Raw genomic sequence first — 14,139 nt, forward strand, 5'->3', positions numbered from 1 at the left:
AGATTTTTTTGAGCGGTTCTGGCTTTGAGATCGGCTCATCTACAGCAAGCTGTGCTTGAGGAAGCCGGGCAAGAGCTATCAGTGCCGGTACAGCGCTCTCTACCTTCGCTGGTGCCACCATCCCTGGGTACGCAAGGACGATATCCGCGGCGACCTCGATAGCATCATGCTTTGCAAGGCAGTCGAATGCCGTTTCGGAAAGGCGAGGCTTGTCTGCACTGACTAGGCGTAGAATCGAAAGTGCTTGCTCCTTAAAATTCATTTTGTCGGAGGTGGCAAGCTCGAAGAAGTACTCAATAATCGGAGCGATGAAGACTTCCGGAGCGAGCTTAGCTGTCTCGACGATGCGGATCTTCACCTCATCCGATGAGCAGGCATCAAGTGTGTCAAGGTCGTCGAGAAGAGAACAACAGGCAGCGCTCTGCCCCACTCGGAGAGCAGCCCTCTGCGCAACCCTCCCTTGATGGGCCTCTGCAGCTTGGGCTCGAGCTTTCTTTTGGGCCTCCCTTTGTCTTTCTAGAGCTCGATCTCGCTCCTCAACTAGCGCCAGTAAACTGGGCATTCGAACGGCCACGCGCTTATCGCAATGAGCGCAATTCCGGTCATAGAAATCAACAGCAATGGGTTCGAGAAACCAACCTGCCATTCCAGATGCTGGCGCGTGGTCACAGTGCACGCCAAGCATTCCGAGCGGAAGCCCGGTTACCTGCGCAATCAAACCGACCCCGCCGCGGTTGGCGACACGAGCGTGGGAGCAGTAGTTGTGCACAAGCTTAAGAACTTCATTGTTGCGAAGGCCTGTTCGGATCGCTTCTTCGTACTCGTCTTCGTTCATGTTCAGACGTATCCCACCTTGGGTGGATGTGTATAGCCAAGTAAATCTGCCACTGCCGCTATCAATAATGCTGGATTTCACAGTGCAGTGTTAGTGGGACAGAATGGGCAGCTTGCGCCTGTGGTGGGGATGGCAAGTTGGCTCAGAGAATGTGCACCAAGGGGCCAGGTTAAGATACCTAGCTAACAACATTATATGTTGCGTGCTGACGGCTCTCTTTTTCATGTGGTCGGGCCTATTGTTCAAGGCCCTTTGAGGATTTTCCCCAAGTCCAAGTTAATCTGCCCTAAGTTTTGTAGGCGCCTCAAAACCCCAAAATCGAGCCTAGGTAAACGTCCGCTTCTGGCCGGTAAGCGACGGTCAGGGCTAGACCGCCGCTGTGCATATTCAAACCTCGGTCTGTTCCGCCATCTCCAGGGCGTCGTCAACTTCGATTCCCAGATATCGAACGGTGCTCTCCAGCTTCGTATGGCCAAGCAGCAGTTGAACCGCTCGCAGATTCTTCGTCCTGCGATAGATCAGCGATGCCTTCGTACGCCTCATTGTGTGAGTGCCATACATGGCTGGATCAAGGCCAACGGCTTCGACCCAGCCTTTGACGATACGTGCGTATTGACGTGTTGATAGATGGTCTGAGGTACGCAGCTGGCTCGGAAAAAGGCAGTCCTCGCTCCGGAGTTGGGCCTGGTGTATCCAAGCCGCGATAGCAAACCGCGTTTGTTCCGTGATCTCGAACTGCACTGGCCTCAGCGTTTTCTGCTGCATCACCATGGCACGTGGCGATACGTGCTCGCCATCGGCGACGTCGCGCACACGAAGCCTGATTAAGTCGCAGGCCCGAAGCTTGCTGTCGATGGCCAGATCGAAGAGCGCAAGATCACGGGTTCGTTCTGCAATTTGAAGCCTTACCCGGATGGCCCAGATATCTCTCAGTCTGAGTGGAGCTTTCTGCCCGACCAGCTTTCCTTTGTTCCAAGGCTGGCGGCTGCAGGTAGCGAAGATGTTCATGACTAGTCCTCCACGTGTCGAAGGACAAGGATGGCTGACCAGAGGAAGGGTCGCTAACCGGCCAAAAGCAGTCGCTTAGGTGAGACCGTTTTCGACCCAAACCTGCCACTCGCGAGCCCGGCACCGCCATGAGGGATAAGTGTTAACCCCTGAGATCGCGACCAAGCAGGTTTCTTAGCTCACCAATTCCTGAAGAAAATCCGTGAGCGCTTTCTTTGGATCGTCCTCTTCCGAAACAATCATCTCGATTCCCCACTGACCTAGCACTTCCTGTGCAACAGGGTTCGGTCGATTCGTGAAGACGTAGGACTTTGGTCTGGCAGATGGCAGCAGCGAGCGCCCCCACATCTCCGTCAGTCGATAAAACAGAAGTCGAATGTTGAAGTCCGAAATGCTGTATCCGATGAAGAGAACAGAGTTCCCCAAGACATCGTTGCTGAGCTTGATGTCCAGCGGAGAGTCATAATTCAATCGCTGAAAGTAACTAGTTTCGTCGAGAACGATTGATGTCTCGTCATCGAAGTCCCCATGGAATTTTATGATCTGACGCCGGCCCTCAGTGGCAGATACGAGGTCGGCAACGCTTGCGATCTTATCGTATGGCACCTCGAACTTGTCGTGGGCCATTTCCAGCCATCGATCGTAGTTGGTGGTGTAGATCCGTGAAAATCGTCCGAGAGTAATCAGTCGATGGATTTCGGATGTGGAGATATCTGTACTGGGCTTGTGCCATTCGCGATCCATCCAACTCCGAAGCGGCCCAAGAGTACCTTTCTTCCTCTTGTAGTACTCCGCAAGTGCAAGCGGTGTTCCGTAAGTGGAGAAGATTTTCGGATCGTATCCCAGGTCCTGAGCGATGCGTGCGATAAGCTCGCCCCAAGTAGGCAGGCTTAGATTGGCAGACACCCCTGCACCTACAAAAAGCATCAGCTTGCCGGTGCGGTGCGCGCGTAGCAACTCAGCGTTCATCTTACGCCCTCACAAGTTTTGAGATATTCGGCGAACTGGTCGAGAGCTTTGCGGCGCATGGAAATAGCGTCCTTGGCCGGTCCCATCTCAGCGAAAGTTTGGGTGTGCCCGTTCGGGACGAAAACGCAGTCCCATTGAAAGTCAGTTGGACCGGCCGGTACAAGAGGCACAGTTCCCTCGATGGAGCCTTCGAACAGGCGAATCTGGCGCCCATCACAATACCCGAGCACTGTTTTTGCGGTCACTGCGGCATCTCCGAGACCAGCTACAAGCTTAACGAATCGATCTGCTTCCAGCTTGTCCCAGAATATCTGGGTCAGACCCGCAGGAAGCCCATTGAGACCGCTCAGGTAGAGCCCTGTGTGCTCGACGAAAAGCGGGCGACCTATAGCCTCAAATGCCTTGGTCAACTTGTCCCGCACCAAGCGGTGGACATCCTCGGTTTGCAGCTCTTCAATTTTCCGTGACACCGACACGATTTCCACTCCGACAGGGCCAAGAATTCGCTGCACCTCGTTGACCTTGTGCTGATTTCCGGACATGAATCGGATTTTCAATTTAGACCCTCTATGAATGAGTACCGCTTGGCGATGCCGAACTGTTCGGAAATATCATTGGCGGAGAGCCCCTCGGTCATCGCCGTCGCATGATCATCTGCTAGGCCTCGCTGATGAATCGCTGGGTTGTCCGAGCAAATTACAAAAGGGACCTGGTGACGCCGAAACTCCAACAGAGGATGGGCCTCGTCGACAGGAACAGCTCCGGTGAGCCTGTTGCTGATTGGGCATACTTCGATGCAGATATCCTGTCTTGCCAAGAGATCTAGCAGGTGAGGGTCTTTGCTAGCAGCTGTTCCATGGCCAATACGATCTGCGCCAAACAACTCCACAGCTGACCGAACGTTTTCCACGCGACCAGTTTCGCCCGCATGGATGGTGATCCCGAGTCCGAATCGATCCTTCGCCTTCCGAAATAGCGACGGTAATTCGGCTGGATACGCAATTTCCTCATCGCCCGCCAGATCAAGCCCCACCACATCATCCGGTTCACCGAGATCTTGGTAGGCCTGTAGAAGTGTGGACAGGCCAACCGAACTGTAGTCGCCGCGTGTCACGGTGAGGACCAAGCCGAGACGCATACCGAAGCGGTCAGATGCAGTTCTAGACGATTCCAAAAGGCGCTCCAAGGCTTGAGCGGGCGAGCAATTTTGCAGAGCGGCAAGGTACAAAACGCTGCTTCGGAGTTCTACAAAGCGCACATTGTTCTGCGCGAGGCTCGAAACGACTGCCAAGGAAAGGCGATCCAGGTTCTCGCGTTTTTTGGGGAAGAGCCGCAACACCTGCCAAGGGGTCAGGTATGACGCCAACGACTGACACGGTGTGTGTCGCAACATGTCCCGCTCAATCAGAAAACCAGACGGCAGCTCTGTTAATTCGTCCGCAAAAATGTCTTGAATAGTCGAAACTGGAATGGCTCCGTTCATGTGTACATGAAGTTCTGCGCGATCCCGCTCGCTGAGTTCCACCGCGAGGCTCTTGTGCACAATCTCACGCCCGATGGCCCCATTCGGCGTCTTTGCTAGGTCAATCTGGCATTGATTCAATCGCTATCCTTAGTCGCTAGTCGTGAGTCTCGTTTTCACGCATCTCGACTGCCTTCCTGTTTAAGATAATCCCAAAAAGCCATCATTCTATGTATCAGTTGGTTAGGTAGTACGTCTAGAGTTGCTGACTCAGCATTTCTCTACAGCCAAGGCTCCAGGGGTTGGCTCTTTAGAACCAAATGTGGGTCCGTGGCAGATGAGAAAATGGTCATTTAGTGTCGCAACAATAATGCGGGACGCAGCGCCCCGGGGTAGATGGATTTCAGAGCAGCTTTAGCCGGAGACTCCAGCTATCTGATGGTTGATGACCGGTTTTCGCCGCTTTCTGCCTGTCGCGACGGACTAAAACCGGCCAGAAGATGCCTGTTGTAAACCGCCGAAATCGACCCATAGCGGTCATTTGCGACCAGATTCTTACGCGTCAAGAAAGCTGGTCGTATCGGAATGCACATCCAGCAAGTACGTCGGTTGGTTGATAATCTCCGCTCCAGCCTCGACTGCGACCGCGCTCAGAGATCAGATGTAGGTTCTTTCTGGCTCGCGACGACACCACATACATCAGCTTCTTAGCTGTCTCGGCCTGGTTCGGATCGCTAAAATGGGGAACCATACCTTCTAGCAGGCCATAGGCGATCACTGCGTCATACTCAGCGCCCTTGACCCCATGGATCGTCGATACGGTAATTCCAGTCCGCTCCGCAAAGACCTTCCTGAACATTGCCAATTCTGTGATTGCCTCAGCGCCTTCCTTAATTAGCTTGTCAATGCGCTTCTGCGAGCATTCAAAGAAAGCGTCATGATGCTCCTGGAGTGCCGCGCAGGTGTGGCGATCGATTCCGAAAGTGCAACATAGCTGGTCGAAGAACACCCGGAGGAAGACAAGGCCATCGGTTTCGGTGATGGTAATGGCGTTGCAGGCGCGCAGCAGTGTCTTGCGGTCCAAACCTGGAACCTCGACGCCGGCCTCGCTGAGGTCAGCGATTACCTCTCCCGCCCATCGCATCCGGCGTACATAGAGCTGAGGGGACGCCTCCGTCAGAATGATCCGAGCTAGCTTGTACCAGAAATTGTCGACGTCGCGCGCAAAGGGCACCATGCCCGGGCCGTCGAAAGAATAAGCCGGAAGCGCCGCGACCAGCCTGCGTGTCATGCTTGCGAGATGAACCCACCAAGGCGCAACGATACAGACCTCACGCTGAGCGATCCCGAGCGTTTCGACGTTGAATTTGATGAGCCTTACAAGCTCTTCCTCCAGCGCGACGCGGTGCGTCTGGTGATCGAACGACACCACGCTTGCGTAGTCTTTGTCCCTCCCCACCGCCTCGATCTTCGAAGGCCAGATGTTGTAATTGCCGAAATAACTCACAATGCGCGATGACGACCGGTAATTGTCTGACAGCTCCATTTCATTGAAGGCGATACCGCACTGCGCCCCAAAGTCCGCCGCCGTAATCGCATAGCCGCCAAGTGAGCCATAGATTGCCTGATTAGGATCGCCTACCACGAAGGCGGATACACCGCGTTTCGACGCCTTCAGGATCGACGCGAGGATTGCATATTGGATTTCGCGCGTATCCTGAAACTCATCTAGGAGTACGCATTCGAAGATCGAACCCAGCAGCACGCTGATCGACGGATTATTCTTGATGAGTTGATAGGCGTAGAAAAGGATCAGTTCAAAATCGACCTGCCGCTCGGTACGAAGCGCCTTCCAATATGCCTGCAAAACTCCTCTAATTGCTTCATGCTTGTCGGTCTTTTTGCATGTCAGAACATAGCCGTTCGGCTTGAAATAATATGCGCAGTCGAAGCTGCTGAGCTTAGTGCCCTGCACCACGTTGCAGAGTTCCTCGTGCATTCGTTCGGTGTCATGAGCATTGATCACCCGGAAACCGTGCTTGAGCGCCGAGTGATAGATTCCGTAGGGCTTTAAAATCCATTCGAGACAGAAGGAGTGGATCGTGCCAATCCAAAGCTGGCTCGTATCGACGCCAAGCTGCTCGATCCGTTCGTGAATCTCATCCGCAGCCCGGTGCGTGTAGGTAATCGCGACGACGCGTTTTTTGTCCGACTTAAGCTCCGACAACAGGCGGGCGATCTTGTAGGTGAGGGTTCTCGTTTTACCGCTACCCGGGCAGGCAACGAGGAATACGCTGCCTGGATGCTCGATGGCTGCGACTTGGGCATCGTTCAGATCTTTCCTGTCCCAGACAAACATCTAGAAGCTCGCCAGGATCGTATTGATGCCGTCGGCCGGAAAAGTCTGTAGCATTTCGGCGCGGACCCCTGCAAAGTCAATCTCGCCGCTATAGTAGCGTCTGATTTGCGCGCGCATCGCGTCGATGTCCACTGCCGTGTGTAGTTGTGACTCGGCAAGGACCGAGACCCGATAATCCAGCACACGCGCCCATGTCTGGATGGATACCGGGAGATGTGCTTGGAAGATGGCATCAAGGATGTAATCCGGAATGACGGTTTCTGGCGTGATCATTCGCCCCAGGATGATGGCGAACCACCCCTTTCCTGCGTAACGTGCCATCGTCAGCACGCGCGTCCCGAAACGTGCGATGTCGCCCGACTCCAGCTCCATTTTAGACGTCGCGATGGTGCCACTATCCTTATAGACGTCCCCCAACACCGAAACGACAGTGCCGACATTGCCGGCGGAGACGAAATCGACCTCAAAAGTGTGGTCAGCGAAGTGTGCCGTCAGCCAAGGATTCCCGTCACACAAATCTTTGAGCACTGCCTCACGCTGGAGTCCAGCGATTTGTGACCCCAGTGCCTTCTTCTTTGCGGCCGCCTTATCGTCACTGTCGAATATGTCCTTGGTCGTATCGATAAACGCACGGTCAAGATCGGTGATGATCGCGCAACGCTTGCGGATGCGCTCGTTGTGGAAAAGCACCGCAACATTCTCGAAGCCGGTGCTGCGGATGTTGATCAAACTGATCCCCAACTCGTCCAGGCTAATCCCGAACACTTTTTTAACGAGGATCGGGATGAGGATCTCCTCGGCGTCGCCCTCGACCAGGACCACGCTCTTGGCGAAGAGCAGATTGCTGCGAACCGCATCGAGGTAGCGCTGGATATTGCCAATCTGGCCGGCGTCAAGTCCCGAAGATGGCTGAAACACCTCGCATCGTCCGTCCTGCCGGCCGAGGATGTTGATGTTCACGACGTTGTTCACTTCGGATATGTGGGTCGAATGGGTCGAATAGATGATCTGGGTGTCATCAAAGTTCAGCCGGTCGAACAGTGTTTTCTGGATATGGGTATGGATGTGCGCCTCCGGCTCCTCAATTACGAGGAAATTGGCGAAGGACTCTTTCTGCTTCTGATATTTGAACTCGAGCAGCTTCAACGTCAGGTAGATGAGGTTTGCACCGCCCAGGCTCAGCTCGTGAATCGCACCCTCATATTCTTCCTCGTTCTCGCCCACAAACAGCTTGAGCGACTGGAACAGGCGGTCGGCCTCGTCGGACAGGTCCGAGCGGATCGAAAGTGATCGCGGGGAGTAGGTTTCGCCTGCTGCATCGGTGATGGTATCGCGGATATCGGTGCGGATGGTTCCTACATCTGGTAGACCCTCGATTGCATCGTTCAGCCCTTTGACGAGCGCGGTGATTGGCTCGAAGCTCTGCGGATCGATCTCACCGCTTCGACACTTGAGCAGAGTTAGGAGGGGGTTGGTGCGGTTGTTCTGGAAGTCAGAGACCACATCGCGCAGTGCTTGCACGAAGGTGAAGCACACTTCGCGCGAGATCGAGAGCATGCCTGGGATGACGCCCCCGATAGCGGGGTTCGTCAGTTCCTTGGGAAATATTACCGCGTCGAAGTCGCCAGCCAGTTGCCTATAGGTTTCGGGATCGAGGAAGTTTGCGGTGCTTTTGCCGGTAAAGATAGTTTCATAATCCGAAATGGTGATCTTCGAACGTGCCTCAGCGAGTCTTGCCGTATCGCCGGCGGCAAGGTCGGCCAGGATCCGCCGGACTGCCGCCTTGGGACGAAAAATAAGGTTGTAGGTTGCCTTGCCGATCGCACCGTCGGCGATGTTACCGGTCCCATGGAGAAAGAGGGACTGAATCGCCTCGTCTTGGGATACCTCATCGAACTCAAGGCTAATGACTATCCAGTGACCGCGCCAGTCGCCAAGGCCCCGGTGGAAGTCCTTCTCGTCGAGCCTATATGCCGCGCGCAGCAGTGTGTCGTCTAGCAAAAGACGCAATGCCCGGAACAGGTTTGTCTTGCCTGACCCGTTCTCGCCTATGATCGTGTTAACGCCCTTGTTGAAGACTACATTCGCGCATTCGAAATTCCGGTAGTTGACGAGTTGTAACTTTGAAATATGCACGAATAACGTACCCCGTTTAGCCGTAGCTCGTTATTGATCCGGAGTAATCAGAGTAGACCACGATATTGATGATGACGGGGAAGTCCAAAACTAAATCTATTGCCAGTGAGTGACTGCTCTTTGCCAACAGCCGTCGCTCCAGAATGTCCGCTTTTGGCCGGTTTCTGCCCTTCACGAAGGGACGCTATGGGTCGACTTCTGCCAATCAGGGCCACCCAGTGTGCTGGTCAAATCTGATGCGAACGACTGGCCAAGTCGAATGCAAATGAGTGGGCAAGTGCAATGCAAATGGGTGGTCAGGTGGAGTGCAATTACCCAGTTTTCCTGCTTAAGGGGGATTTTCTTTGGTGTCTCAATAAGCGTGCCACATCATATAATTAAAAAAAATCAACGACATAAGAACATATGTAGTCATATATACACACAAAAATCGGTGTCTTAATGACTAGCTTGCAAGTCTTATAGGCTCCTTTTTAGTTTGATTCTTTAATCCGCTTCACGGAGTATTTCTATTTCTGTGATGCAAGCTTGGCTGTGCTGCAGTCCCTTCGATATTGTCCTGGCGACTTTCCATGAACCCGACGAAACGCGGCTCCAAAGGCTGCGTTCGATAGATATCTCAGCGAAGCCGCAACGGTCGTTATCTTGCCCCGCCCATTGCGTAAAAGTGATGCCGCCACGTGCATGCGCCAGCGCGTTGCATATTCGACAGGTGCCCGCCCCAGACGAGCTTTAAACAAAGCCGCAAACCCAGAGCGAGACATGCCAGCCATCCGCGCCATCTCAGCCAGCCTCAAAGGTTTATCGAGTGCGCCATGAATGGCACGCAGCGCTGCGGCGATGATCGGATCTCCAAGTGCTCCCAGCCAATTCAAATCGGCCGCGTCGGCGACGGATATGTGATGGCGAAGCGCACGCACGAATATCAGCCTTAGCAGATCGTTGGACATGACATGCGCGCCAGGCTGATTCGACTGCCACTCACGATCCAGTTCATCAAGCAGCCAGCCAAATGAAGATGCTCCTGCGGACTCGGCACGAATTATGAGCGCAGGCGGCAGTACATCCAGCAGCTCGGTAGCGGTAGGGCCTACCATAGAAACACTACCGCCCAGTAACTCGACATCATCACCAACGCCAAATGTCGCCGACGCTCCTGCATGCGAGAAAACGTCGGAGGCATTTATCGCCTCCACATCAAGCCCGCTGGCTAAGATGAACGGCTTACGAGCAATTACAAAGCAGTCGCCGACCTTTAGATGGCAGGGCGCCATGCCGTCCATGCGCAACCAACACTCGCCCCAACGTACTACGTTGAATTTCAATTCGATGGGCCGGAACTGCAATGCCCACCGGCCTCCCGCTTGCAATCGCACGGAACATTTGGCCCGCAGCTCGGACAGCGACAGGATATTGGACAGTGGATCAGAAACTGTATTTTGGATGATCAAGATAGAAATCCGGTTTTAGGAGGCTGGTTAGTCCAGAAAGCATAGTGAAAAATCATGCCCTTCGACACGTGATCCGGAGATTCCCATGACGACGCTTCAAAAACCTGTCCAATCCCAGTTCAATGCCGCCAGCACCGCAGCCCAGGTCATGGCGGGTATTGACCTGACCGGCCAAACTGCCATCGTCACCGGCGGTTATTCGGGAATCGGTCTGGTCACCACAAAAAGCCTGGTTGACGCGGGTGCATACGTTATCATTCCCGCCCGAGATCCTTCCCGAGCTTGGGCTGCGTTGGCCGAAGTCAAGGGAGTCGAAGTGCTCGAGATGGACCTGATGCAGCCCGCCTCAGTTGAAGCCTTCTCCAAACGCATTATCAACAGTGGCCGACCTATCTCGTTGCTGATCAATTGCGCCGGCGTTATGGCCTCGCCACTGACGCGAGACGCTGATGGGCATGAAAGTCAGTTCGCCACAAACCATCTCGGCCATTTTCGTCTCACCTGCGGGCTGTGGGCAGCACTCGTAGCAGCGGGCACGGCGCGCGTGGTTTCGCTGTCCTCACGAGGGCATCAGATCGCAGGGTGGATTTTGACGACATCGATTTCCGGAGCCGTCCATATGACAAGTGGGTGGCGTACGGTCAGTCTAAAACCGCCAATGCACTATTTACGTTGGCGCTGGACAAGCGCGGACTTAATCGCGGCGTCCGGGCATTCTCGCTGCATCCGGGGCAAATCCTGACCAACCTCGGGCGCCATCTGAGCAAAGCCGAAATAGCCGCATTCGACGTGCTGGATGAGCACGGCGGACAACGCCTGAACCCGGAAACCGGACTCAAGACACTCGAGCAAGGTGCAGCAACTGGCCTGTGGTGTGCGACAAGTGCCTCGCTTGCACACTTGGGAGGTGTCTATTGCGAGGACTGCAATGTCGCCGCTTTCAACGAATCGGAAACGGGGAGCAAGGGCGTTGCGAAATGGGCAGTGGACGCTGAGTGCGCTGAGCGTCTTTGGGCTGTATCGGAGCATTGGACTGCGATGACAGTTTCATGATCGGGCTGGAGAGTCACTGACCGCATTAGGCCCGCGTATTAAAAGTCTCACAGACTAATCGCGCCGGATCGTCGACGTGCAAAGGCGGATGGTCGCTCGTGACTTATACGCGGGTATGCCCTCGGATACCTAGATATGGTATCGGCGCGCTAGGTCGCGATGCACACTGGGTTTTCTCGGCGATCCGTCGCTTCCGTATCCGGAGAAAGACCATGGCAACTGCTTTGAATTCCCTGACCCAAACTGATGGTTCACAACAGAAAAACACGGGTCTGCAAGCGGCCTCACGCGTCGAAGGATCCGGAATCGAAGAACTGGTGTCTTCGCGCTACGCGCTGCGGATCGGGGAGATTGACGTGCTGGTGGTGAGCGACGGAGTGCTGCCTCTGCCGACCTCGACGATGTCCACCAATGTCGAGCCGCAAGAAAGTGCAGCTTGGTTCAAGGATCAATACTTGGGGCCCGACGCTTTTGATTGGCCACTGAACGTGCTTGTGGTGCGCAGCGGCGAGCAGACCATACTGGTTGATGCTGGTCTAGGCGGGCAGTTCCCGGGCTTTCCTCGGGCAGGGCAGTTCCCCAAGCGACTGGAAGCGGCTGGTATTGATCTAGCATCCGTGACTGACGTAGTGATTACCCACATGCACATGGACCATATTGGGGGGTTGCTGGTCGACGAAGTCAGGAACCGGCTGCGCTCGGATGTGCGCATTCACGTTTCCGCTACTGAATTGGAATTCTGGGCCGCGCCCGATTTTTCTCTCACCACCATGCCGGCCCCGGTGCCGGACGTTCTGCGCTCCACTGCCCAGCAGTTCATAACCGCCTTCCACGACAAATTGCGCACGTTCAAAGAGGAATATGAGGTTGCGCCGGGCGTAGTGGTCAGACTTACCGGCGGTCATACTCCGGGGCACAGCGTGGTCTACGTGAACTCCGGTGGAGAGCGGTTGACCTTCGCGGGCGATGCCCTGTTCCCGGTCGCCTTCGATCATCCTGAGTGGCACAACGGTTTTGAACATGACCCAGAGGAGTCGGTTCGCGTCCGTGTGCGCTTGATGCAAGAGGCGGCTGCGAGCGGCGAGTTGCTGGTCGCCACTCACCTGCCGTTTCCCTCCATCGGCCGGGTTGCGGTCGATGGTGATGCCTTCCGCTGGATCGCGGCCATCTGGGACTATTGATCCTTGGATTGAGTGCACGATTGATACAACTTGTTCAAATCCATTTCGGTTGTCAAATGTGCCCACATCTTTGTGGGCAATTTGGCTGGCCTGTCAGGTCGTTTTCCTCTGCCCGGACCGCACTCATCCAGGGTTATTTGTCAGAACAGAAGGATCGTATTTTGACTACATTCAGCCTACGTTTGAGACGTTAGGAAAGTTGATCTTCCAGTAGCTCGGTGCGGGGGCTACTTTCCGCTTCGGGTATTCCGTTGACCGTTTAGCCCGGAAAAACAATGACGCCCTTGCCCCTGAGAAAAGATCTTCTGCAGATCGACGCAATGGCATTGCTGATTGCGTTGCTTGTCGTAGCCTTAATTGTAGTCTTCAAGATTTTCACCCACTTGAGTGTGGCGACGACAGTACTGTATGTGACCCTGGTGTTGATGTCCGCCAACGTATTCTCTGTGACGTTGATGATTGCCGTCGCACTGGCTTGCCTTGCAGTGTGACCATCATCTTTGTTGACGAACGTGACTACCTCAATACCGAAGCCTTGGGCGCTTATGTGCGTTGTATTGTTTCGCTATCCGCCATTACATTCCTGGCGTTGCGCAGCAAGCATATGACGGATAAGTTACTTAGCAACGAAACGTACCTAGTCGGCGCCCAACGGCTCAGCCAAGTGGGCGGCGTAGGCTTTCGGGTGGACCTCGCGGAAATGTTCTGGTCCGCTGAGACGGCGAGGATTTTCGAGTGCCCGCTCAAGGATACACCGAACATGCTCAAGGTCCTGGCGCGCACGCACCCCGACGACCGACATCTGGCTGAAGCCGTACGATCAGCTCTCAAGCCACCAGCCCCATTTAGCAGTCGAGCACCGTTTGCAGATGCCGGACGGGCGTATCAAACACATTCATATGATCGCCAACCAAATGCCATCCCGTAATGGTGACTTGGAGTACGTCGGGGCAGTGATCGAGATCACGGCGGCGAAAAACGCCGATGAGGCATTATTTCAAGCCCAGTCTCAACTGGCCCGCGTGACGCGGCTAACTTCGCTGGGCGAGTTGGCCGCGTCGATTGCGCATTATGATGTCAATCAACCTCTGGCGGCAATCAGGAGTAGCGGCGAGGCCTGTCACCGCTGACTCGACCGCAGCGAACCCAACCTGCACGAATTACGTATGTCGCTTGATCGTATGATAAACAGCTCCAACCCGGGCCAGCGAAGTTATCCGCCGTATCCGTACGCTGTCACGCAATGGTGATCCTGAACGCCAGCGCGAATCTTTCGACGAAATTGTCAGTGAAACCCTAGGCCTGGTGCAATTCGAATTGAGCGGTGGTCACGTTAAATTGCGTGGAATTGGCGCCGATGCCAGTTCACGTTTTTGCGGACCGGGTAAAGTTGCAGCAAGTCATCCTCAACCTTGTTATCAACGCTTGCCAGGCGATGGCCGAGGTAGATCCGCGAGACAGGTTATTAAAAGTGCGCAATTGGGTGCACGATGACGAGGCGATTCTAGAAGTTCGCAATTGCGGTGCGGGGATAAGCGAACAGGCTTTTCCGTCGTTGTTCAATCCATTTTTCACCACCAAGGCTGACGGTCTGGGCATGGGGCTTGTGATCTGTCGCTCCATCATCGAATTTCACGAGGGGCGGATCTGGGCCACCAGCAATCAGGATCAAGGATCGGTGTTTT

The 14,139-nt window shown here is 54.6% G+C and carries 12 protein-coding genes and 1 pseudogene; 5 read left to right on the forward strand and 8 right to left on the reverse strand.

Features of this window, described 5'->3' with window-relative positions:
• The 8 genes from OQK_RS30570 to OQK_RS21410 all read right to left on the reverse strand — a co-directional run.
• On the reverse strand, positions 1-835 hold an 835-nt coding region (locus OQK_RS30570; RefSeq protein WP_038861519.1), incomplete at its 3' end, for a hypothetical protein.
• 387 nt (positions 836-1,222) lie between these two features.
• Positions 1,223-1,843 carry a tyrosine-type recombinase/integrase gene (locus tag OQK_RS21380; protein ID WP_016774188.1) on the reverse strand — a complete coding sequence of 207 codons (621 nt, stop codon included), beginning with the start codon at positions 1,841-1,843 and terminating at the stop codon, positions 1,223-1,225.
• Between the two features lie 174 nt (positions 1,844-2,017).
• Complete coding sequence (locus OQK_RS21385) at positions 2,018-2,812, reverse strand: SIR2 family protein (protein ID WP_016774189.1); 795 nt, start codon at positions 2,810-2,812, stop codon at positions 2,018-2,020.
• Positions 2,809-3,369 (reverse strand): non-canonical purine NTP pyrophosphatase, encoded by a 561-nt coding sequence (locus OQK_RS21390; protein ID WP_016774190.1) that lies wholly within the window; start codon positions 3,367-3,369, stop codon positions 2,809-2,811. The genes OQK_RS21385 and OQK_RS21390 overlap by 4 nt, the downstream gene beginning before the upstream one ends.
• Entirely contained in the window at positions 3,366-4,415 is a 1,050-nt protein-coding gene (locus tag OQK_RS21395; protein WP_016774191.1) for an adenosine deaminase family protein, read from the reverse strand. Before OQK_RS21395 ends, OQK_RS21390 begins: the two co-directional genes overlap by 4 nt.
• A gap of 421 nt (positions 4,416-4,836) precedes the next feature.
• On the reverse strand, positions 4,837-6,633 hold the full coding sequence (locus OQK_RS21400; RefSeq protein WP_016774192.1) for a UvrD-helicase domain-containing protein: 1,797 nt from the start codon (positions 6,631-6,633) through the stop codon (positions 4,837-4,839).
• Positions 6,634-8,769: an ATP-dependent nuclease gene (locus OQK_RS21405; protein ID WP_016774193.1), complete on the reverse strand. Its 2,136-nt coding sequence runs from the start codon at positions 8,767-8,769 to the stop codon at positions 6,634-6,636.
• A 509-nt stretch (positions 8,770-9,278) separates the two neighbouring features.
• Positions 9,279-10,220: an AraC family transcriptional regulator gene (locus tag OQK_RS21410; RefSeq protein ID WP_016774194.1), complete on the reverse strand. Its 942-nt coding sequence runs from the start codon at positions 10,218-10,220 to the stop codon at positions 9,279-9,281.
• Positions 10,221-10,305: 85 nt separating this feature from the next.
• Between OQK_RS21410 and OQK_RS21415 the strand changes: the two are divergent.
• From OQK_RS21415 to OQK_RS31570, 5 genes and pseudogenes are all read left to right on the forward strand, one after another.
• A pseudogene (locus OQK_RS21415) lies at positions 10,306-11,273 on the forward strand (oxidoreductase).
• A gap of 212 nt (positions 11,274-11,485) precedes the next feature.
• Positions 11,486-12,454, forward strand: coding sequence for an MBL fold metallo-hydrolase (locus OQK_RS21420; RefSeq protein ID WP_016774195.1), 969 nt, complete (start codon positions 11,486-11,488; stop codon positions 12,452-12,454).
• A gap of 275 nt (positions 12,455-12,729) precedes the next feature.
• Positions 12,730-12,945, forward strand: coding sequence for a hypothetical protein (locus OQK_RS31560; RefSeq protein ID WP_238537238.1), 216 nt, complete (start codon positions 12,730-12,732; stop codon positions 12,943-12,945).
• A gap of 372 nt (positions 12,946-13,317) precedes the next feature.
• A complete protein-coding gene (locus OQK_RS31565; protein WP_238537239.1) occupies positions 13,318-13,584 on the forward strand; it encodes a hypothetical protein in 267 nt (88 codons plus the stop codon).
• A 227-nt stretch (positions 13,585-13,811) separates the two neighbouring features.
• A partial coding sequence (locus OQK_RS31570; protein ID WP_238537240.1) for an ATP-binding protein occupies positions 13,812-14,139 on the forward strand: 328 nt, incomplete at its 3' end.

The sequence above is a fragment of the Pseudomonas sp. R62 genome (assembly GCF_000257605.1).
GTDB classification, from domain to species: domain Bacteria; phylum Pseudomonadota; class Gammaproteobacteria; order Pseudomonadales; family Pseudomonadaceae; genus Aquipseudomonas; species Aquipseudomonas atacamensis.

What these genes read in the sequence shown, in the direction of transcription:
- OQK_RS21380 (WP_016774188.1), bottom strand. Translation starts at nt 1,843, where the DNA reads ATGAACATCTTCGCTACCTGCAGCCGCCAGCCTTGGAACAAAGGAAAG.
- OQK_RS21385 (WP_016774189.1), bottom strand. Translation starts at nt 2,812, where the DNA reads ATGAACGCTGAGTTGCTACGCGCGCACCGCACCGGCAAGCTGATGCTT.
- OQK_RS21400 (WP_016774192.1), bottom strand. Translation starts at nt 6,633, where the DNA reads ATGTTTGTCTGGGACAGGAAAGATCTGAACGATGCCCAAGTCGCAGCC.
- OQK_RS21420 (WP_016774195.1), top strand. Translation starts at nt 11,486, where the DNA reads ATGGCAACTGCTTTGAATTCCCTGACCCAAACTGATGGTTCACAACAG.
- OQK_RS31560 (WP_238537238.1), top strand. Translation starts at nt 12,730, where the DNA reads ATGACGCCCTTGCCCCTGAGAAAAGATCTTCTGCAGATCGACGCAATG.